At 60.2% G+C, this 19,928-nt stretch carries 25 protein-coding genes; 20 read left to right on the top strand and 5 right to left on the bottom strand.

Annotated features, from left to right (window positions below; genetic code table 11):
• The 15 genes from AC1VWL_RS14200 to AC1VWL_RS14130 form a co-directional block, all read left to right on the top strand.
• On the top strand, window positions 1–451 hold a 451-nt coding region (locus AC1VWL_RS14200; protein WP_482987129.1), incomplete at its 5' end, for a DUF705 domain-containing protein.
• 398 nt (window positions 452–849) lie between these two features.
• A complete protein-coding gene (locus tag AC1VWL_RS14195) occupies window positions 850–1,134 on the top strand; it encodes a DUF7660 family protein (protein WP_482987128.1) in 285 nt (94 codons plus the stop codon).
• A gap of 1,599 nt (window positions 1,135–2,733) precedes the next feature.
• Window positions 2,734–3,120: a ribonuclease E inhibitor RraB gene (locus tag AC1VWL_RS14190; RefSeq protein ID WP_482987127.1), complete on the top strand. Its 387-nt coding sequence runs from the start codon at window positions 2,734–2,736 to the stop codon at window positions 3,118–3,120.
• A gap of 74 nt (window positions 3,121–3,194) precedes the next feature.
• A complete protein-coding gene (locus tag AC1VWL_RS14185) occupies window positions 3,195–3,560 on the top strand; it encodes a TfoX/Sxy family protein (RefSeq protein WP_482987126.1) in 366 nt (121 codons plus the stop codon).
• A 79-nt stretch (window positions 3,561–3,639) separates the two neighbouring features.
• Window positions 3,640–4,023, top strand: a complete 384-nt coding sequence (locus tag AC1VWL_RS14180) for a GFA family protein (RefSeq protein ID WP_481533145.1) — start codon at window positions 3,640–3,642, stop codon at window positions 4,021–4,023.
• Window positions 4,024–4,145: 122 nt separating this feature from the next.
• Window positions 4,146–4,361, top strand: a complete 216-nt coding sequence (locus tag AC1VWL_RS14175) for a hypothetical protein (RefSeq protein WP_482987125.1) — start codon at window positions 4,146–4,148, stop codon at window positions 4,359–4,361.
• 103 nt (window positions 4,362–4,464) lie between these two features.
• Window positions 4,465–4,875 carry a hypothetical protein gene (locus AC1VWL_RS14170; RefSeq protein ID WP_482987124.1) on the top strand — a complete coding sequence of 137 codons (411 nt, stop codon included), beginning with the start codon at window positions 4,465–4,467 and terminating at the stop codon, window positions 4,873–4,875.
• A 671-nt stretch (window positions 4,876–5,546) separates the two neighbouring features.
• Window positions 5,547–6,062, top strand: coding sequence for a hypothetical protein (locus AC1VWL_RS14165; RefSeq protein ID WP_481533148.1), 516 nt, complete (start codon window positions 5,547–5,549; stop codon window positions 6,060–6,062).
• A gap of 361 nt (window positions 6,063–6,423) precedes the next feature.
• Entirely contained in the window at window positions 6,424–6,744 is a 321-nt protein-coding gene (locus tag AC1VWL_RS14160; protein ID WP_481533149.1) for a DUF2004 domain-containing protein, read from the top strand.
• A gap of 81 nt (window positions 6,745–6,825) precedes the next feature.
• On the top strand, window positions 6,826–7,167 hold the full coding sequence (locus AC1VWL_RS14155; RefSeq protein WP_481533169.1) for a ribonuclease E inhibitor RraB: 342 nt from the start codon (window positions 6,826–6,828) through the stop codon (window positions 7,165–7,167).
• Window positions 7,168–7,763: 596 nt separating this feature from the next.
• Window positions 7,764–8,114, top strand: coding sequence for a hypothetical protein (locus AC1VWL_RS14150; RefSeq protein WP_482987123.1), 351 nt, complete (start codon window positions 7,764–7,766; stop codon window positions 8,112–8,114).
• On the top strand, window positions 8,111–8,290 hold the full coding sequence (locus tag AC1VWL_RS14145) for a hypothetical protein (protein WP_482987122.1): 180 nt from the start codon (window positions 8,111–8,113) through the stop codon (window positions 8,288–8,290). Before AC1VWL_RS14150 ends, AC1VWL_RS14145 begins: the two co-directional genes overlap by 4 nt.
• Window positions 8,291–8,413: 123 nt before the next feature.
• Entirely contained in the window at window positions 8,414–8,740 is a 327-nt protein-coding gene (locus tag AC1VWL_RS14140) for a hypothetical protein (protein ID WP_482987121.1), read from the top strand.
• Window positions 8,741–9,068: 328 nt separating this feature from the next.
• Window positions 9,069–9,449 carry a VOC family protein gene (locus AC1VWL_RS14135; protein ID WP_482987120.1) on the top strand — a complete coding sequence of 127 codons (381 nt, stop codon included), beginning with the start codon at window positions 9,069–9,071 and terminating at the stop codon, window positions 9,447–9,449.
• 374 nt (window positions 9,450–9,823) lie between these two features.
• The gene (locus AC1VWL_RS14130; RefSeq protein WP_482987119.1) at window positions 9,824–10,174 is read left to right on the top strand and encodes a hypothetical protein; all 351 of its coding nucleotides are present in this window, start codon (window positions 9,824–9,826) and stop codon (window positions 10,172–10,174) included.
• 361 nt (window positions 10,175–10,535) lie between these two features.
• Here AC1VWL_RS14130 and AC1VWL_RS14125 read toward each other — a convergent pair whose 3' ends face one another.
• A complete protein-coding gene (locus AC1VWL_RS14125) occupies window positions 10,536–11,075 on the bottom strand; it encodes a pseudouridine synthase (protein WP_482987118.1) in 540 nt (179 codons plus the stop codon).
• A gap of 149 nt (window positions 11,076–11,224) precedes the next feature.
• Entirely contained in the window at window positions 11,225–12,082 is an 858-nt protein-coding gene (locus tag AC1VWL_RS14120) for a class I SAM-dependent methyltransferase (protein ID WP_482987117.1), read from the bottom strand.
• A 180-nt stretch (window positions 12,083–12,262) separates the two neighbouring features.
• Here AC1VWL_RS14120 and AC1VWL_RS14115 point away from each other — a divergent pair, with 180 nt between their 5' ends.
• Entirely contained in the window at window positions 12,263–13,219 is a 957-nt protein-coding gene (locus AC1VWL_RS14115; protein ID WP_482987116.1) for an aldo/keto reductase, read from the top strand.
• Between the two features lie 78 nt (window positions 13,220–13,297).
• Entirely contained in the window at window positions 13,298–13,585 is a 288-nt protein-coding gene (locus tag AC1VWL_RS14110) for a hypothetical protein (RefSeq protein ID WP_481509538.1), read from the top strand.
• 423 nt (window positions 13,586–14,008) lie between these two features.
• Here the strand turns inward: AC1VWL_RS14110 and AC1VWL_RS14105 are convergent, their stop codons facing one another.
• Window positions 14,009–14,914: a LysR substrate-binding domain-containing protein gene (locus tag AC1VWL_RS14105; RefSeq protein ID WP_482987115.1), complete on the bottom strand. Its 906-nt coding sequence runs from the start codon at window positions 14,912–14,914 to the stop codon at window positions 14,009–14,011.
• Between the two features lie 121 nt (window positions 14,915–15,035).
• Here AC1VWL_RS14105 and AC1VWL_RS14100 point away from each other — a divergent pair, with 121 nt between their 5' ends.
• Together AC1VWL_RS14100 and dkgB are read left to right on the top strand one after the other, a co-directional pair.
• A complete protein-coding gene (locus tag AC1VWL_RS14100; RefSeq protein ID WP_482987114.1) occupies window positions 15,036–16,250 on the top strand; it encodes an MFS transporter in 1,215 nt (404 codons plus the stop codon).
• 81 nt (window positions 16,251–16,331) lie between these two features.
• The gene (gene dkgB, locus AC1VWL_RS14095) at window positions 16,332–17,132 is read left to right on the top strand and encodes a 2,5-didehydrogluconate reductase DkgB (protein ID WP_481533159.1); all 801 of its coding nucleotides are present in this window, start codon (window positions 16,332–16,334) and stop codon (window positions 17,130–17,132) included.
• Between the two features lie 80 nt (window positions 17,133–17,212).
• On the opposite strand, the gene AC1VWL_RS14090 is transcribed toward dkgB, so the two are convergent.
• Window positions 17,213–18,130: a LysR family transcriptional regulator gene (locus AC1VWL_RS14090; protein WP_481533160.1), complete on the bottom strand. Its 918-nt coding sequence runs from the start codon at window positions 18,128–18,130 to the stop codon at window positions 17,213–17,215.
• A gap of 118 nt (window positions 18,131–18,248) precedes the next feature.
• Here AC1VWL_RS14090 and AC1VWL_RS14085 point away from each other — a divergent pair, with 118 nt between their 5' ends.
• The gene (locus AC1VWL_RS14085) at window positions 18,249–19,136 is read left to right on the top strand and encodes an SDR family oxidoreductase (RefSeq protein WP_482987113.1); all 888 of its coding nucleotides are present in this window, start codon (window positions 18,249–18,251) and stop codon (window positions 19,134–19,136) included.
• Between the two features lie 27 nt (window positions 19,137–19,163).
• Here AC1VWL_RS14085 and AC1VWL_RS14080 read toward each other — a convergent pair whose 3' ends face one another.
• Window positions 19,164–19,892 (bottom strand): alpha/beta fold hydrolase, encoded by a 729-nt coding sequence (locus AC1VWL_RS14080; RefSeq protein ID WP_482987112.1) that lies wholly within the window; start codon window positions 19,890–19,892, stop codon window positions 19,164–19,166.
• Window positions 19,893–19,928: the final 36 nt, after the last annotated feature.

The following is a 19,928-nucleotide window of genomic DNA, read 5'->3' as shown; positions in this document are numbered from 1 at the left end:
GCTTTTTACAACAACCAGCGCCTACACTCGGCACTGGGTTATCGAACACCAGCAGAATTCGAGCGCACCTGCCCTTGACCAACAGGTGTCCACTTTTTCGAAGGAAGTCCCACCCGCTTCGCGGGTCGGCTTAATTCAGGCGTTAGGCCTTATGAGACAGCGCATAGTGTTCGTAGATGTTGATGACACGTTGGTCCGCTCTTTTGGCACCAAGCGCATTCCTATGCCGTCTGCTATAGCTCATGTTCACGAGTTGCACCAACAAGGATTTGCGCTATACCTGTGGAGCTCTGGCGGCGCGGACTATGCTCGTTCCTCTGCAGCAGAGCTAGGCATTGAGCATTGCTTCGTAGCCTTCTTGCCTAAGCCGGATGCATACATAGATGATCAGCCGGTACACGAGTGGCGCTACTGTCAGCATGTGCTTCCAGGTAATTCGATTGAGGCCTAACAGTTCATTCAAGCCGAACCCGCTGCGCGGGTCGGCTTAATTCCGGAGTTAGGCGGCGGTGTGTTGGGTTGGCTGGCCCTTCTCGTTTCGGCAGCAACATCGGCAAGTTACCTGTCGGCTCCGGGTAACAGTTCCAATTGTTCCTGGCAGCGGCAAGCCAGCCACTTCGCCTTACGCTTCACTGCCTCACCGCAATCATTTCTTCGCACTTCGGCGGCAACGTTCGGTAAAGTTTCCCGGGCAAGCTCCATCCCGCGAGCTGTGGCATGATCGGTTCGCGTTGGGTTGCACAGGCAAGGCAGCATTGGCCCGGGGAGCGGCAAGGGCCACAGCCGCCTAACAGTTCATTCAAGCCGACGCCGCTACGCGGCGCGGCTTAATTCCAGAGTTAGGCGCACATGGCAAGTGATCAGCTGTTTGAAGTTCTTGAGACGGTTACGGACGAGCCCTCATTTGTCCGGTTTGTCGAGCTGCTAGTCGCAGATCGCCAGTCCGCAGACTCGCTCGCGCTGACTGTGGATGGGTTCCGGGGAGACTGGGCCAATCAAACCATCGCGGACTTCCTGGAGGCCGCATCAGCATGGGCCAAAGACTCCGCTTTCGGTGAGCGGCCAGGTCCCAAGCCCAACAATCCTTGGCAGCTGTTTGCAACTTTCCTATGGGCTGGGCGTGGCTACGAGTAGTGCGCCTAACAGTTCATTCAAGCCGACGCCGCTTCGCGGCGCGGCTTAATTCCAGAGTTAGGCGCCATATCGCGTGCCCCGGAGCTGAGAGACAATCGATGAGTCAAATGCCTTCACCTGAGGCGCTGGAAATTCAGCTGACCCCTGACGAGCTCAGGTATCTTCTCTCCTGTGGCACGGCGCTGCTCCAGCACATTCCCGAAAGCTCGCTACCAACCTATTGCCACTTTTCCAAGCCACAGATAGCCGAGTTCTCAAGCCGCATCCGGAGAATCATGGATGAGCACGGCTTGGACATGTAGGGCGGCACCAGCTGCTCCGGCGTGCTGGCTGGCGCCTAACAGTTCATTCAAGCCGAAGCGGCTTCGCGGTTCGGCTCAATTCAGGCGTTAGGCGCGATGACCACTGCTACGCAAAGAGAAATGCGGAAGTCCGACCTAGCCGTTCTGGCAGCACTTGTAGCCCTCGCCATCGCAGGAATTTTATTTAGGGATGCAATTGGGCTGATTGGATTCCTTGTTCTTCTAGTCGCCGCGCTGATACAACTAGTACGAGTCCTTTTCTTCATGGGAAGCCGAAAGAAGCTCAAGGATTTATGGGAGGCGCTTCGAGATGCAATCTGGGGACTTTGAATTCACAGCCAGCATGGCTTTCGCGCCTGACAGTTCATTCAAGCCGAACCCGCTTCGCGGCGCGGCTTAATTCCAGAGTTAGAGGGCAGAGATAGTGCGTCGCAAGATCATTCAGGACTTCGCCAACACTCTTTGCCAAATGCTCGTCGGCTGGCGTATGGGCGACGATCTTGAGGCACTTGCAGGGCTACCTGACGGCACCCTTCTTGTCGATGTTCTTGCAGGCACTGCATCTCACGACATCGCGGGCAACATCCAACTCCGCGTCGCTGGCGAGCTACAGTCTTGGCTCCCATCGACTAAGCATCAACCGAATACCGGCTCATTCCATTTCATCTGCAACGGTCGCGGCGGAGATCCGCACAGATCGTCTGGATACGAATCGTGCACGTATCGTCTCCTTTGACTTTTCAGTTCACTCTGCAATTTCCACAGACGAGTCCAGTTATACGAGCGAGCTGCAGGAGGTTCACCGCTGGCACTCGCGACTACCCTCTAACAATTAGTTCAAGCCGACCCCGCCACGCGGGTCGGCTTAACTCCGGAGTCAGGCCGCGCATGAAAAGCTCTGCAATCGAGATGTTCGATTCTTCGGTACACCGAAACCACATGCCTGACGTCCCAGCGCCCGAGCCTGCTCGAGAGGTACTTGTTATTGCAATCGCCAAGTTCAGGCTAGAGTTCTTATCAAATGCTCAGCTTGAGGCTGCGATCGCCTACTTCCGGAAGCCCTCCAACTCTACGCGCCAGTGTTCTGCTGGCGGTGACCACTGGGAATTTCAGCCTTGGCAAAGCCGGCTACCCGCCGGTATCAACAATGCACACAACCGGCCAAAGGTGCTCGCAGCGTTGGTCGCAGCCAGACCCTTGGCAAATGCTCGCCTGCCGTAGGCATGCGCCGCGGCCTAACAGCTCATTCAAGCCGGCGCTGCTATGCGGCGCGGCTCAATTCCGCAGTTAAGGCACCATGAGAATCCTCATCCATCTGACTTTTCTTTCTCTGCTCATCTCCAGCCATTGCATGGCTCAGTCCATGGCAGAACAACAGGACGCTCGCGTCATAGAGAACCTGGTTTCTGCCGGATCGAACGTTTCAAAGCCGCATAACATTGATTTCTTCATGTTCGTACCAACCGAAAGAAGAGCCAAGGCTGCGGCTGCGGATATGGAGCAACTCGGCTACACCATCAGTTCGATAGATCACGTGACCGGAGAGTCTCAATGGCAAATTCATGCTACCCGTGAGATGGTGCCACAGTTGGATGCAATGACCGCGACGACACGTGCTCTTGAGGCAGTAGCGACCAAGCATGGAGGTGACTACGATGGCTGGGGCACGGGCGTAGTGAAATAGCGCCCTAACAGTTCATTCAAGCCGAACTCGCCTCGCGAATCGGCTTAATTCCAGAGTTAGACCACGGGAGCAGCATGGCTACTGACCAAGACTTCATCGAGTACGTCACGGAGCAAGCTGGCCTGGGCAGTCGCCTCACATCCAAAAAGATGTTCGGTGAGTACGCGCTCTACCTGGACGGAAAAGTGGTCGCTTTTGCTTGTGACAACAGTCTCTTCATCAAACCCTCGGCTGCGGCCGCCGCGCTGGCACCAAGCCTGCCGCAGCGGCCACCGTATCCAGGTGCAAAGGACTATCCTGTAGCCGATGAGGTGCTGGACGACACCGATGCGCTACGGCACCTCATTACAGAGACCGCCAAGCTCATGCCGGCGCCAAAACCTGCCAAACCACGGAAAACAACAGCCGGCAGCAGGCGCAGTCGCAAGGCCGTGCCCTAACAATCATTCAAACTGAATCAGCTCCGCGGCACGGCTTGATTCAGGTGTTAGGCGGCACAACAACCAGTAGCGCATTCCAATGAACCCGCAAAAGTCTCAACCATCACTTCAAGGTTCCTGCCATTGCGGATCAGTGCGCCTTGCTTTGCCTGCCGCACCCGAGACGGCAACGAGCTGTAACTGCTCGTTATGCAGGCGCACAGGAGGACTGTGGGCCTTCTACGAGCTTGGCTCGGTTTCCATCCAAGGCCACCCGGAGAACACGGAAAGCTACATCTGGGGCGATCGGACCCTGACGAATTATCGGTGCAGGACTTGCGGCATCTCCACCCACTGGGAGCCAATTGAACCGACGCCGGGTGCTCGCCACGGGGTGAACCTGCGGAACTTCGAGGCTGAGCTCTTGGGGTCGGTCACAGTCAGGCGCTTCGATGGCGCAGACACGTGGGAGTTCCTGGATTGAGCACTTCCCACTTTCCACGTTGGGCGCACGTAAGTTCGCAGGTGCCGCCTAACAATTCATTCAAACCGACGCCGCTTCGCGGCGCGGCCTAACTCAGAGCGTCAGGCAGCAGGAGATGGTTGATGGCACTTCTTGATCTACTGGAACTCGGACAGATCTTCCTGTCTTGGCGCCTTTATGTCGGCCTCGCAGTCACTGTTGTTCTCGGCGTCGCTGCCTTCTCTTTTGTTCCTTTGGATGCCGCGGGTTGGGTTGCTTGGGCCGTTTGCGTGCCAATTGGGCTGATTGGGATTATTCTCAGCTTTGTGTGGCAAGTGAGTTCTGACTCCAGCAAGTAGGCTCAGCAGGTCTTCACCGCCAACTGCCTGACAGTTCGTTCAAGCCGACGCCGCTACGCGCCGCAGCTTAATCCCAGAGTCGGGCCTCCCGTGAAGAATACAAATGACTGAACTGACGTTCCGCTTGCTCGTACTGCTAACTATCCTTGTCACGGTTGGCGGCATCGTGGCTGATGAGCTTGGTGCCAGGTCGCTTCCGAAGCTGCTTCGCGAAGAACGGCTCAAGATCAAGGAGCGTGTTGTTGCATCCAGTAAAGCTCACCCTTTCCATGGTGCCCTGCGCATCGTGTTGGTTGTCGGCTATCTTGCCTCGCTCATGGCCATTGCCTTTTTCCTCCCGTACAGCCCGTGGGCATATCTGCTCTTCACCTTGGGCTGGAGTGCATTGACGGTTCTTGATGCGCCTCATGTCATTTCCCGCCCGTCGTCACTGTTCTACGAAGCATCATTACTCCTAAACGGCGCCATCCTTGCTCTCTGTTTCTACTCACCGCTGTCGAGCAAATTCAGCTAGGCTGGCGCCGGATGAAGCCTGGAAGTTCATGCAAGCCGATTCCGTTTCGCAGATGTACGGAACTCCGGAGTCAAGCGGTTCACTGGATGTTTACAAAGGACGTAATTCCAATGATTGAGAAGCGAATCTACAGATTGTTGCCCATGGCCTTGCTTTTGGTATGCATGGGCATCTGGTCCACCAGAGCATCACTGTTTGAAATCTATGATGCCGCTGTGGAAGAGAACGCACAGCTCGATACAGCGCATCCAGCATCAACGTAAGCTGGTGATGCTGCCATCACGGCAGCCTGACAGCGAATCCAGGCCGAAATCGCTTTGCGGTTCGGCTTGACTACTCCCGAGTTTCGCGTGCAAAGGAGTCCTATGGACACACTGCTGACACCTATACTGATTGCAGGCATCTCTGGCGGGGTGGCAGTGCTACTTCTGGCACTCTTGCTTCCCCGCAAGTCGTGTCCAAAGTGCGAAGCGCCTTTGCCAAGGTTCCGAAAACCATCCAGCATGCGTGAAGCCCTGTTGGGAGGCTGGTGCTGCCCGACGTGCGGCGAGAGGGTTGCACGTGATGGGTCGCCTGGCCCAAGGATATTCGATAACAGGTTCGCCCGCGGCCTGACCTTTCATTGAAGCCGACCCGCTTCCTAACTCGGTACAGCCCAAGAGTTACGCGTCATGAAGCGCTCCATCGTACTCATCGCTGCTCTTCTCACAAGTCCAGCGCTTGCTGATACTCCATTGCCTACGCCAGAAAAGTTCACAACCTGCTCCGCTACCCGGAAGCTCTGCGCTACGTCCGACCCAGCCAGCAACACAACGCTTGTGTTTCCGCAGGTCTCAGGACAGGACTCCTGGCAGATACCCGGATGGCATCGCTGGCTTTTCCTCTCAGATGTCGGAGAGTCAGTGGTCGTTGGCTACAGCGGCATGAACCTCGTTCCGGTAGAAGTGACACTGGACGAGCCAGTTCTGTTTTTCTACAACCGCAACCGACTTGTTCGCACCATCAAGCTTGACCAGCTCTACCGGCACAAGTCGCAACTCCTGCGCACCGTGTCGCACCTTGCCTGGGTGCACAACATCGGCTTCAACAGCACCAACCAGTTCGTGGTGGAACTGGTCAATGGGGACAAGCTTGCGTTCAATCCCCGAACCGGTAGCCGCGAGCCTATTCGGCCGGACGGGTCGTAGTGCGACCTTCAAGCTGTCACTTCTTGCCGCCGCGCTGCTCCAGGGTCCGCCGACGGTGTTGTCCCGCCTCTGCGCCTTCTTCTTTCGTAGCAAGGTCGACTGGCTGCCCGGCGGCTCCGGGCAGCAGGTTCAACTGATCCAGACGTCGGCAAGTTTGTCCCTCGCCCTATATCTCCCCGCCCTTCCGCTATCCCTGCTCGCGCTCTGCCTGCGACGTTCGGCAAGCCTTCCCGGGTGAACTCCTTCCTGCCGCCATGGCATCATCGGCACGTGTCAGGTTGCCCAAGCGAGGCGGCGCTGGCCATGCGCTCAGCTGGTGACCGACGCCACCTGATAGGGATTGGACAATCAAGGAGAGACAATGTCAGCCGCCCTGGAACGAGAAAAACAGGCGCGTGATGCAATCGAGCAGGCTTTCGGTACCGAGGCCGGAGAGGACAGCATCACTCTGTTCATTGAGCATCACCTCGCTGAGCTCCCTGGAACCTATTGGCAGCAACACCTCAAGTCAGAGACTCCCGAGGCATCCACCGTGATTGGCCTTCTGGTACTTGGCTCATCCTGGGGTGACGATGACATTGAGTACTTCGACTTTACGCTCCCCGATGACGTGACAAATTACGTCATTTCCGTGCATTTCGATGAGAGCGGTAATATCGATGGCATCTCGATGGAGAGTTGATCAACAGTTCTTTCCGAACAATTCATCCAGGCCGAATCCGATATGCGGCTCGGCGTCCTTATGGAGTCAGGTGTTTGCATGATTGATATCGCAAGTCTGGAAACCATGTTCTCGAACATCCAGAAATCAACGGACTGGAACATCGATGGCCCAATGCTTTGGGGCTATTTCTTCACTGACGCATCGGCCGATAAACTGCGCACACTCGCCAGCGAGCTTGATCAGCAAGGCTATCGATTTGTTGAAATGTTCATTCCGGAGCTTGACGAAGGCGAGGATGAATACTATTTCCTGCATGTGGAAAAGCTGGAGCCACACTCGGTCCTCTCGCTGCACCAAAGAAATCAAGAGCTCTATGCGCTTGCTGACAAGTTCGGCGTTGATACTTATGACGGCATGGATGTTGGGCCGGCAACGACCTGACAGTGGACACAAACCGAGGCCTTTCCACAGCCTGTGTCGAGGCATGCTTTGAAAGAAAGAAAAGATCACGGGGCTTTCCTGCATGGCTAGCAGTAGAAATTTTTTCCTTGTACTTCTCCTGATATTTGCGGCAATCAATCTCGTAGATTTCGTCTTCTACGGACAAAGCCTTCGCAACCTTTTGGGAGCAGCTGGTTTCGCCCTTATGGCGTATGGATGGCACAAGCATATTCGCCTCATATCAATCGCGGGAGCTGTACTCGCCCTGGGCGCAATCGTCGCCAAATACTTGGCATAGTACCAATGCGGCGTTCAAATCGAATTCCGCTCTCCCCAGCAGCCTACCGGACTACCGCTCTCTGGAGTTTTTCGGTGAGACATCCATGGATTGCGCCCAGTGGGAACGAGCTCTTGTTTCCGGTCATCCCCATGGAGAGTTCCTCACCATGCATCCCGACGAACCGCTCCGGCACCCATCTCACTATCCACCCACTGGCCGCTGGAAACGCTTTTTCATAGGGGTGAGATGGATAGGTCCCGACCTGTCTTTTTTCAGGGCTCTTCGCTCCAACCAGGCATCTCGCGCCTCGAGCTCCATGGATACCTGGGGTGGCGGCGATCGCCAAGCGCTGGCCGCCGCTGTCGGCGTTGTTCTCTCCCGGCATTGCCGGTGGCCAACGCCCTATTTTCTTCCGGGAGATTCGCTGTTGGTCATTGCAGGTGGCCCGAGCTTCGCGGCGACCGATGACGCGGACATAGAAGACGCAATCCGAGCTATGGAGGAGATCGCGGACGTAAAGTTGGAAACCGCCTTCTGGGAAGCCTGCGGGTCCGGCACCATTGGTGCGTTGGTGGATCACTTGCTGACGACAGCGGGTCCAGACAGTACATTCAAGGCGCACTCGCTTCGAGCACCTGATCAACCAAAGAAGCAGATGGCCAAATGAAAATCCTGCATGCTTTCGCAATCCTTCTGTTTCTGGCCGCACTCTGCCTTTACGTTGCTTCATCCAGCACAGGCGCATGGTTCCTGGGCGGCATTGGCATAACGCTGGAGATCGCTGCGTGGGTTATCGCACTGAAATCCAAAGAACAAACCACGCCCGATAGCAGTTCCAGTTGATAGTATCTTCCCTGCCCGCAATGGCCGGGCATTCAGTGTCCCCAGTACCAGGAAGCCTTCCACCTCGCAGTCCATTCACACCGGGTTGGCTTCGCGGGCCGGATCACTCCAAAGCAGGAATTCATGCTCAAGAAACTATTGTTCGTAGCCGTTGTGCTGGTGCTGGCCTTGGCCCAAGGTTACTTCATTTACGCCGTACAACACGGCGCCATTGATGCGTTCACTGGCGCGTGGAGCAGCTTCAACGTCGCTCAATCAGGCTACTCCCAGTTTGTATTTCGCAGTATCAAATGGTGGTGGGCGTTGCCCGCAATCTGTCTGCTTCTTGTTGGCTTCGTTACATGGAGGCCTACAGTTTTCCGCGTCATCCTTGCAGTTTCTTTCAGCCTCCTCGGTACCATCGCGTTGTACTGGTCTGCGTACGCACCTTCGCTGTTCATCCAGATATGAGGCCTGGCAGCTCACTTCACCCGATTCCGCTTCGGCAGCAGATCGGGACGGTTTCGCGCACTACGGGATCCTTCCACATTCGATGGCCTGAAAGGTTGCTCGTCGTACCAGCACTACGGCTTGTCGTGCTTGCCTATAACGCATAAGTTCCCGTGATCCATGCAAACCGCATGTGCCACCGAGCTATGACTGGCCAACCCCAGTAGAGGACACCACGGTTCTGCTGCACGGCGCGCCCTCTTGCAGCATTCCGGGCATTGGACCGATAACATGCTGTCCCACCTCCCCGCGAAGCAGCCCCCCCCCTGATCACCGTTGGAGAACAAGCATGAAGCGCGTAACCGGCATCGGCGGCATCTTCTTCAAGTCGAACGATCCAAAATCGCTATCCGCGTGGTATTGCGAGCACCTGGGCCTGGATGTAAGCGACTGGGGCGGTGCGGTGTTTCAGTGGGGCGGCGCTGACAGCCCGGCGGGCGCGACGATCTGGAGCCCGTTTGCCGCAGACACCACCTACATGGCGCCTTCCACTGCGTCTTTCATGATCAACTTCCGCGTGGACGACCTGGATGCCTTGCTCGCTGCACTGCGCAACGAGGGCTGCAATGTCGTGGGTGAACCGCAGCGCTCCGAGCAAGGGAAGTTTGGCTGGGTGATGGATCCAGAGGGCAACAAGATCGAGCTGTGGGAACCGCCTGCCGGGCAGTGAGCACTACCAGCGGCGTTTGATCGCATGCGGCGGGTTGGCGCGAGGGGATGCTGCGCGCGCGGATAGCGCCGACCACAGGACATCAACACGTTGCGACTATTCGCCCTCCAGCCCGCTGCTCAAACGCTTGACTCAGCTGATGCCACACGCCGCGCACTACCGCCAAGTGAGCGCAGATGCTTACATGCCGCGTCTGTGCCAGCTCATGCCCAGTGGTAACAAGGTGACATCGAAAAACTCTCGTATCCTCTCAGCACCAAAGACGGCGACATTGATTGCGGGTTTCAACGCGGCGCCCCCCAGCACGCTTCATCGCTGCAACGCTGCCTTGGTCCATGCACGCGCGTCAGTTGTGAAGGCTACAGGAGAGCGTCATGGACGACGGGCACCGCCCCCGCAAAACCGGATGCGTTGACTTCTGGCATTTCGATACAAGAGAAAAGTGCGAAGCAGCGGTGCGACGACTTGAACTGGCTTTCCTGCATTTGCTTCCGGAAGAACTTGGTGGTGATTGCGATGCGGACAACATGGTGTTTGTGCCAACCTGGGTTGCGGAGCAGAAGCGCAGGATCGATACCAGCGCAGTGTTGCCCCTGATGCGCGCAGGCAAGCTGAGCCGCTATGCAGCCAGTCCCACCTATCGCGGCAGGAGCTTCATCCCAGCGGAGATCACGATACATGCGTATGACCCGGCGGGTTTCGCAACCACCATCGACATCTGGTAGTTGCATCGCTGCTGCTGCCGCAACTATCGAATGAGTCGCTTGGGCGGCTGCCCAACGATCAGCGCAGCGATGCAGGAGCACGCGCCTGGTTCGATCATCGGCTTTCGCAGGGCTGGCTGACTATCTTCCAGCAGTTTCTGGACTCTCAGATCTTTGCGGGACTCGGTTTTATCGCCGTATCCACGTCGATGGTGCTCCATCCTTCAGCGGTAAATGCGGTGCCACTCTCGACAAGGACGTGGGAGTGGCATCGCACCCGATGCCGATCAAGGTGCTTGCGAACCAGGTCTTGTCGCCTATCGCACCACATCTCGGCAAAGCGGATCCGCCGACAATGCGGGTTGAACGCATTCACCGCAGCTCAACCTACCTGGCGCCATTGCCCCGGCTGAAGTCCTTCCAGGGCATAGGGCCCCATCACCGCCCGCACCAAGCGCAGCGTCGGCGAGCCAACCGCGGCCGTCATGCGCCGCACCTGGCGGTTGCGGCCTTCGCGCAGGGTGATTGCCAGCCAGCTGTCCGGCACGGTCTTGCGGAAACGTACGGGCGGATTGCGCTCCCACAGGCTGGGCGCAGCAGCCAGCAATTCAACGCGCGCAGGCAGGGTTGGTCCGTCGTTGAGCTGCACGCCATCACGCAGTGCCTGCAGCTTCTCCTCGGTTGGCACGCCTTCAACCTGCACCCAATAGGTTTTGGGCTGCTTGTGGCGTGGGTCGGTCAGACGATGGGCGAGGTTGCCATCATCGGTAAGCAGCAGCAGGCCTTCGCTGTCGTAGTCCAGGCGGCCCGCTGCATACACGTTCGGCGGCAGGCCAAAGCCGGCCAGGGTGGCGCGCGGCGGCTGGCTGCGGTCGGTGAACTGACACAGCACGTTGAAGGGTTTGTTGAAAGCGATGAGCATGTATTGCGGGTATTCGGGAGGTAGATTGAAGAGGCATTGCTGGTTGCGCGCGACGATATTCCGTCGCGCGCCTGATTGAGGGCCGTGCGGCCACCAGCAAGGCCGCACATTGTCTCACCCTCCCCTCTCCACGCCCTACTCCTGCGCAGTTACTGCTTCACGAAGCGCAGCGTCATGCGGTCGCTTTCACCGATGGCCTTGTACTTGGCGGCATCTGCAGCATCGTGGCTGTTGGACGGCGGCAGCGTCCACACGCCTTTGGGGTAGTCCTTGGTATCGCGCGGGTTGGCATTGACCTCGCTGCTGCCAGCCAGCTTGAAGCCGGCGGCCTCGGCCATGGCGATTATCTGCGCCTGACCAACATAGCCGCTGCCGTCATCGGCCGGCACGTCAGCCTTGGCACGGTGCTCGACCACACCCAGGGTGCCGCCTGGCTTGAGCACGTCAAAGAAGGCCTTGAACATGCCTTCAGCCTGCCCGGAGGAACGCCAGTTGTGGACATTGCGGAAGGTCAGCACCAGGTCCGCCGAGCCCGGTGCGCCCAGCACCGGGGCCGCCGGGTCGTAGGCGACCTCGGTGGCGCGGTCGAACTGGGCCGGGGACGCGGCGAACTTCTTGCTCAGGCCATCGCGCGAGCGCTGCTGGTAATCGCGACCGCCACCAGCGGGCAATGCGCCCGGATCAACCACCGCAGCAACGTACTTGCCGCCATCGCGCAGATAGGGTGCAAGAATTTCGGAATACCAGCCGCCGCCGGGTGTAATTTCGATGACCGTCTGCGTCGGTTGCAGACCAAAGAACGCAAGCGTCTGTGCCGGATGACGGTATTCGTCGCGCAGCACATTGGCCGGCGTGCGCCAGCTGCCTGCAATGGCAGCCTGCAGCTGCGGCGACACCTGTGCGTCAGCAGTGCTGGCAGCGGCTTCATGGGCCAGCGCAGTGCCGGCAGACAGGGTGCTGGCAAGCGCCAGCAGACAGGCACACAGCAGCGGGGCAGGCTTCTTCATGCGGAATTCCGTCGATTGAAACCGCGAGCCTAGCACGCGGCTGCAAGTGCAATGCAGCATGCAAATGTTCATATCCCGTTAGCGTGAGAGCGGCGCACGGAACGCTGTATTCACGACCTTGCCACGGAATTGGAACGCATGCCGTCTATGCTGTTGAACTGAACAACAAAGGAGCAACGCATGCCCCAGTCACGCGAACTTGGCCGCTCGGGTCTCCATGTCAGCCCCATCGCTTTTGGTGGCAACGTTTTCGGCTGGAGTGCCGATGAGAAGACATCCTTTGGCCTGCTCGATGCCTTCGTCGAAGCCGGCTTCAACCTGATCGATACCGCCGATGTCTATCCGGCATGGGTGCCGGGCAACCGCGGCGGCGAATCGGAGACCATCATCGGCCGCTGGCTGCAGCGCAGCGGCAAGCGCGACAAGGTGGTGATCGCCACCAAGGTTGCGAAGTGGGCCGAGCATCCGGGCCTGTCGGCTGACAACATCAATGAAGCGGTCGAGGATTCGCTGCGTCGGCTGCAGACCGATGTGATCGATCTGTACCAGGCGCATGAAGACGATGAGTCGGTGCCGCTGGAAGAAAGCCTGGGCGCGTTCGCGCGGTTGATCGAGGCGGGCAAGGTGCGCGCGATTGGTGCATCCAACTACAGCGCCGAGCGCCTGCGTGATGCGCTCAAGGTGTCCGCCGACTATCACCTGCCGCGCTACGAAACCCTGCAGCCCGAATACAACCTCTACGACCGCAGTGGCTACGAGGCGGAGCTGGAGCCGCTGGCGCGCGAACACGGCATCGGCGTGATCAGCTATTACTCGCTGGCCAGTGGCTTTCTCACTGGCAAGTACCGCAGCGCCGATGACGTAGGCAAGAGCGCCGCACGCGGCGCGAAGGTCGCCGATCGCTACCTCAACCCGCGTGGCCTGCGCATTCTGCAGGCGCTGGATGATGTAGCCGCCAGCCACAAGGCGACGCCGGCACAGGTGGCGTTGGCATGGCTGATCGCACGCCCTGGCATCACTGCGCCCATCGTCAGTGCCACCAGCGTGCAGCAGCTGCAGGAAGTGCTGGCTGCAGCGCAGCTTGGCTTGAGCCCAGCGCAGGTCGCACAGTTGGATGCAGCCAGCGCGGAAAGCTGAATTGGGCGAGTTGCGCACCCCCTGCTCGCGTCGTAGCATCGGCCGAACAGGGGGTAGACCGCGAACGGAGTGCTACCCATGCAGACCGCACCTACAGCCCAGCGCAGCATCGATCGCCACGCCGAACTGACTTACTGGCGCGGCGTGCATGCCATCGGCCATCTTGGCCAACACGATTTCGACCACTACCAGCGCCTGCTGGAAATGGGCTACGACGTCTATCAGGCGTATCCACGCGCCAACGAAGAACAGCTCTACAAAGTGCTGCAGGACAGCTACCACCGGCATAGCCCGGCGCTGGCGGTTTCCTGGGACGAGGCGCGTTGGCTGGTGCGCCATGCCTGGCATCATGCTCAGCAGCATTGAAGGTCTTTGTGGTCGGCTTTTGTAGGAGCGGCGTGAGCCGCGAAGCTACTGCAACGTCAGAAGCTGAAGAGCTTACCCCTCCCCAACCCTCCCCTTGGCTTCGCCAAAGGGAGGGAGCGAAAGCACGCCGCTCCTACAAAGGACGGCACCATCGCCTCTGGCAGGTACTGGCGTTGTTGTGGGAGCGGCGTCAGCCGCGAAGCTAATGCAGCGTCGGAAGCTGAAGAGCCTACCCCTCCCCAACCCTCCCCTTGGCTTCGCCAAAGGGAGGGAGCGAAAGCACGCCGCTACCCGCCGTACCCGTGGTGCCGAGCCATGCTCGGCAGGAGCCTTCCCGGCAGCCTCGAACGACGATAACCGCCACACCCGAAGTTCATCGGATCACATGCATGCCATTGGTTTCGACGATGTCTGCTTCGCGGCTTACGCCGCTCCCACAACCGGCTGCGTCATTGCTTCAGCGAGGTAGTCGAGGAAGGAGCTGATGCGCGCTGATACGGCGGTGTTGCGGTAATACACGGCGTGGATCGGTTGGCGCGCATCCAAGGTCAGTTTCGGCAACACCTGCACCAGCTCGCCACGCGCACGCGCCGCTTCGGTGAGGAAGTCGGACAGGCAGACGATGCCCACGCCCTCCAGGGCCAACCGGTGCAGGATCTCGCCGCTGGATACCGCCAATGCGGGTCGCACGTGCAGGCGCTCGCCGTCGTCACCCTGCAATGGCCAATGATTCAGCGAATCCGGTTCGTTGAAGCCCAGCAAGGTGTGCCCCTGCAGCTGCGCCACGTTCTTCGGTGTGCCGTGCTGCTGCAGGTAGGCCGGGCTGGCCAGTACACGCAGGCGGCTGTGACCCAGGGGCCGGGCATGCAGGGTGGAGTCCGCCAGCGGGCCAATGCGGATCGCCACGTCGGTGCGCCGTTCCAGCAGGTCGATGTAGCGCTCGCTGCTGTTGAGCTCCAGCGCCACCTGCGGGAAGCGCGCGCGGTAGCCCGCCACCAGCGGCGCGATCACGTGCAGCATGAACGGCATCGCCGCATCCACCCGCAACCGCCCGGACGGCGTGCCCCGGCGTGCGGCGATCTGCTCTTCGGCGGCATCCACCGAGGCGACGATGGCGCGGGCCTGGGCCAGGAAGGTCTCGCCTTCGTCGGTGAGCTGCAGGCGGCGGGTGGTGCGGGTCAGCAAGGTGGTGCCGAGCTTCTCTTCCAGCCGTCCCAGCGCGCGGCTGACGCCCGAGGTGGTCTGGCCCAACTGCTCGGCCGCAGCGGTGATCGAGCCGGTGTCGATTACCGCGATGAAGGCCTGCATTTCATCCAGGGTGGTTTTCATCGGGGCAGCCAGATGATGATGGAATATTATTGACTTTAAATCAATAGTAATTGGCGGGAAACCGCATTTTTCGGCAAGAGTGACGCGTTCACACTGCGCAGCCCTTTCCGAGGATTCGCCCATGTCACGCGGTATTCCCCTTGCCTTGCTGGCGCTGACGCTGGGTGCGTTCGCCATCGGCACCACCGAATTCGTCATCGTCGGCTTGATCCCGACCATTGCCGCCGACCTGCATGTCAGCCTGCCCTCGGCCGGCCTGCTGGTTTCCCTGTATGCGCTGGGCGTTGCGGTCGGTGCGCCGGTACTCACCGCTCTGACCGGACGGATACCGCGCAAGGCCTTGCTGGTCGCGCTGATGCTGCTGTTCACCGTCGGCAACCTGATCGCGTGGATGGCACCCGGCTATGGCTCGCTGATCGTGGCGCGGGTGTTGACCGGCTTGGCACACGGCGTGTTCTTCTCGATCGGCTCGATCATCGCCACCTCGGTGGTGCCCAAGGACAAGGCTGCCAGTGCGATCGCGATCATGTTCACCGGGCTGACGGTGGCGCTGGTGACCGGCGTGCCGCTGGGCACCTTCATCGGCCAGCACCTGGGCTGGCGCGCGACCTTCCTCGCCGTCGCTGCCTTGGGCGTGATCGCCCTACTCGGCAGCCTGCTGTTCGTGCCGCGCGACCTGCCGCGCAGCGCGCCGGCCACGTTCGGCCAGCAGTTCGCGGTGCTGGCGCAGCCGCGCCTGTTGCTGGTCTATGCAATGACCGCGCTGGGCTATGGCGGCACCTTCCTGTCCTTCACCTTCCTCGCCTCGATCCTGCAGGACGTCAGCGGCTTCTCGGCCAATGCGGTGAGCGCGGTGTTGCTGGTCTACGGCGTATCGGTGGCCATAGGCAATCTGTGGGGCGGGCGACTGGCTGACCGTCGCGGTCCGATTCCTGCATTGACCTTGATCTTCGGCCTGCTCGCGCTGGTGTTGCTGGTGCTCACCTTCACCGCCTACAACCGCTGGCTGGTGCTGCTGACCGTGCTGGCGTTGGGTGCGGTGGCATTTGGCAATGTGCCGGGCCTGCAGGTGTACGTGGTCAAGCAGGCACAGCGCTTCGTGCCGCAGGCAACCGATGTCGCCTCCGGCCTGAACATCGCCGCCTTCAACATCGGCATCGCACTGGGTGCCTCACTCGGCGGCCTGGTGGTCGATCACATCGGCCTGATGCACACGCCGTGGATTGGCGCGCTGGTGGTGTTGGCTGCGCTGGCACTGACCGTACTGAGCGGCCGGCTGGATCGCCGCGATGGGTTGGATGTGCGCGCCAACGGCATTGCCGTCAGCGCGCATTGACGGAACACGCTGTTACTTCCCCTTGGGTTTTTGTTCGCGCTGCACGGCGTAGCCTGTAAGCGCGAATTTATGGAGATTTGAATGACTATTCCCGCTATCGGCCTTGGCACCTATCGCCTCAAGGATCAGGTACTCACCGACTCCGTGCACAACGCACTGGACCTTGGCTACCGTGCTTTCGACACTGCGCAGATTTACGAGAACGAAGCCGATCTGGGTGCGGCAATCGCCAGCGGCACGGTGCCGCGCGAGCAGCTGTTCCTGACCACCAAGATCTGGATCAGCAACTTCCACCACGATGACCTGCTGGCCAGCCTGCGCGAGAGCCTGCGCAAGCTGCGCACCGATCACGTCGACCTGACGCTGATCCATTGGCCCTCGCCCAAGGACGAAGTGCCGATGGCCGAGTTCCTCGGTGCATTGCGTGAAGCCAAGGCGTTGGGTTTGACCAAGGCGATTGGTGTTTCCAACTTCACCATCGACCTGACCCGCCAGGCCATCGCCATCCTCGGCGCCGATGCCATCGCCACCAACCAGATCGAAGTGCATCCCTATCTGCAGAACCGTGCATTGATCGCCTACCTGCGCGAGCAGGGCATCCATGTCACCGCGTTCATGAGTCTGGCCTATGGCGCGGTGCTGAAGGACCCGGTGATCCAGGCCATTGCCGACAAGCACCAGGCAAGCACCGCACAGGTCGCGTTGGCATGGGCGCTGCAGCAGGGCTATGCGGTGATTCCGTCGTCGACCAAGCGCGAAAACCTTGCCGGCAACCTGCAGGCGGCGCAGCTGCGGCTGGATGCCGAGGACATGGCGCGGATCGCGGAGCTGGATCGGGGTGAGCGTGTAGCCAATCCGGGTATTGCGCCGGCTTGGGATTGAAGCGCGGTTGCTGAGTAAAGCCATGGCGGGCTGGTGCTACCTGCCCGCCATCGGTCGATGATGCTGCGATTGTGGCGCAACTAGCGGATACGCGGCGCCAAGCCCTCAACCAGCGTTTCCAGCAACAGGCTGACCGTGGGCAGCTGACGCCGACTTTTCATCCAGGCCAAGCTGAGCGGCAGGCCCTGGCTAGCCAGATGAGGCAGCACTTCCACCAACGCGCCATCCTCAAGATGACTGCGTACCAACCAGGTAGGCAGCTGCACGATGCCGCTGCCAACCAGCGCAGCGGTGACCTGCCCTTCACCATCTCCCACTACCAGCGGAGCCGGCATCATCTGCAGCTCTACTTCGCCTGGCATTGCGGCTGCGAAGCGCCACGGGCTGACCGAGCCATCGGCGCGTCCGTAGGCGATGCAGCGATGCGCCAGCAGATCCTCACGCGCTGCCGGCACCCCATGCGCGGCAAGATAGGCGGGGGCCGCACAGAACACGTGCTGCTCATGGCCCAGCAGTCGATGCTCGACCAGCGACGACCACGCATCGGGTCCACCGATGCGCACGATGATATCGACACCGTCCTCGACCGGATCGATGAAGCGGTCAGAGAACGACACCTGCGGCCGAGTGAGCGGATAGGCCTGGGCAAAACCCAGGATGATCGGCAAGGCCTGCAAGCGGCCGAATGCGGCCGGCAGATCAATGCGCACTCGCCCACTTGGCTCATCATCCTCAGCCCGCAGCGCCACCTCGGCCTCCTCCAGGTTCGTCAGCACTTCCGTGCAGGTCCGGTGGAAGGCGATGCCGGCCTCGGTAAGTGACATGCGCCGCGTGGTGCGATGGAACAACGTGCGACCCAATCGTTCTTCCAATCGCGCAATCGACTTGCCAACCGCCGAGGCGGTGAGGTGCAACCGCTCCGCAGCTGCAGTGAAGCTGCCAGCGTCAGCAACACAGACGAAGACGTCGAGGCCTTTCAGGCGTTCGGAGGGGTGCATGCGGCAGGCTTCGCTATTGAAGAATCAGGTTCCGTAAAACCGGTAAAAACCGTCGCGGAACGGAATGTGGCTCCACGATAGGCTGGGCGTCCTTTTCTATCAAGCATCCAAGGCAGCAATGAGCCAGCAACGCCCCACCGTCCTTGTCACCGGCGCTACCGGTCAGATCGGCGCCGAGACCTTGAGAAACCTATTGTTGGAAGATGCGGTAACGCCGGTCGCGGCCGTGCGCTCTCCAGCCAAAGCCGCCGCGCTGGAGGCACAGGGAATCCGCACAGTGCTGCTGGATTTCGACAAGGAAGACACGCTGCTGCCTGCGCTGCAGGGCATTGACCGCGTATTCCTGGTCACCGGCTACAGCGTGGACATGCTGCGCCAGAGCAAGGTTTTCCTCGATGCAGCCAAGCAGGCCGGCGTACAGCATGTGGTGCACCTGGGTGCCTGCGGCGGTGATGACGCCAGCATCGGGCATTGGGCCTGGCACCAACTGGTGGAACGCTATATCGAGTGGCATGGCTTTTCGTTCACCCATCTCAGGCCGGAAGCCTTCATGCAGAACCTGCTGAGCTACGACGGCACCCGCGCCGTGGTCAACGGCGTCATCCGCCAATACACCGGCGATGCGCGCTTCAGCTGGGTCGATGGCGATGATGTCGCCGCGGTCGCCGCACAGGTGCTGGCGTGGCCGCAACGACATGCCGGGCAGACCTATCGGCTGGGCTACGACGCCAAGTCCTATGGCGAGGTTGCCGCGCTGATGACGGAGCTGCTTGGCCAACCATTCCGCTACGAGGCGCTGAGCCCGGATGTGTTCCTGGAGGACATGCGCGCGGCCGGCGCCGAGATGGCTTACATGAACTGCGTACGCGACAACTTCCAGCGTGTCGCCGAGCGACGCGTGCCGGGCATTGAAGCCACCTTCGACAACTTCCCCGCCATCACCGGCCGCGAGCCGGTGCGCTGGGCGGAGTTCATCCGCAAACACAGTGATGCGTTTGCGTACTGAACTGCGCGGCTCAGCCGTTTGTCGGGACTAGTCACCCGTAGCCTGCAGCAACCATGCACGCAGCGCTGCGCTCACTTCCGCGGGCTTTTCCAACGGCGCGAGATGGCCGCAGTCCTCGATCATCACCAGGCGTGATTGCGGAATCAATGCGGCCATCTGCTCGCTGACCGACAGCGGCGTGATCGCATCGTTACGCCCGCAGATGATCAAGGCCGGGCCCTGCCAGGCACGCAGGACCTCGCTGCCATCTGCACGTTGCAGCTGGCTTTGGCGCAGGAATACTTCCGCGCCGAGGCGTGCGGTCATGCTGCGCACGGTATCCACCAGCGCATGATCCTCCAGCCGCGATGCATCGATGTAGCTGCGCATCAGCTTGTCGCCGAAACCATGGAAGGTGCCGGGCAGGCGGACGCTGTTCTGCTGTGCCACGCGTTGTGCGGCGCGCTCGGGTGAGTCGGGTTTGAACGAGGTATCCAGCAGCGCCAGTTTCAACACCCGCTGCGGGGCGATGCGCAGGATTTCCTGGGCGACGTAACCGCCGAGGGAGAAGCCGGCCAGGGCGAACTGTGCGGGTGCCTTGGCCAGTACGTCTTCGGCGACGGCACGCATGGTGGTTTGCTGGGTGAGGTCGCCGACCTGGCAATCGGCGATGTCGGCGAGTGCTTCGAGCTGGGCCTGCCACAGCGTGGCGTCGTTGAGCAGGCCGGGCAGCAGTAGCAGCGGGGTCCTGGCTGCTGGGTCTTGGTTCGTTTGCATGGCGCTATTGTCGCGCCTTGGGGTGGTTTGGGGGTG

The sequence above is a fragment of the Stenotrophomonas sp. STEN063 genome (assembly GCF_056854515.1).
This window is presented reverse-complemented; position numbering and strand designations above follow the sequence as displayed.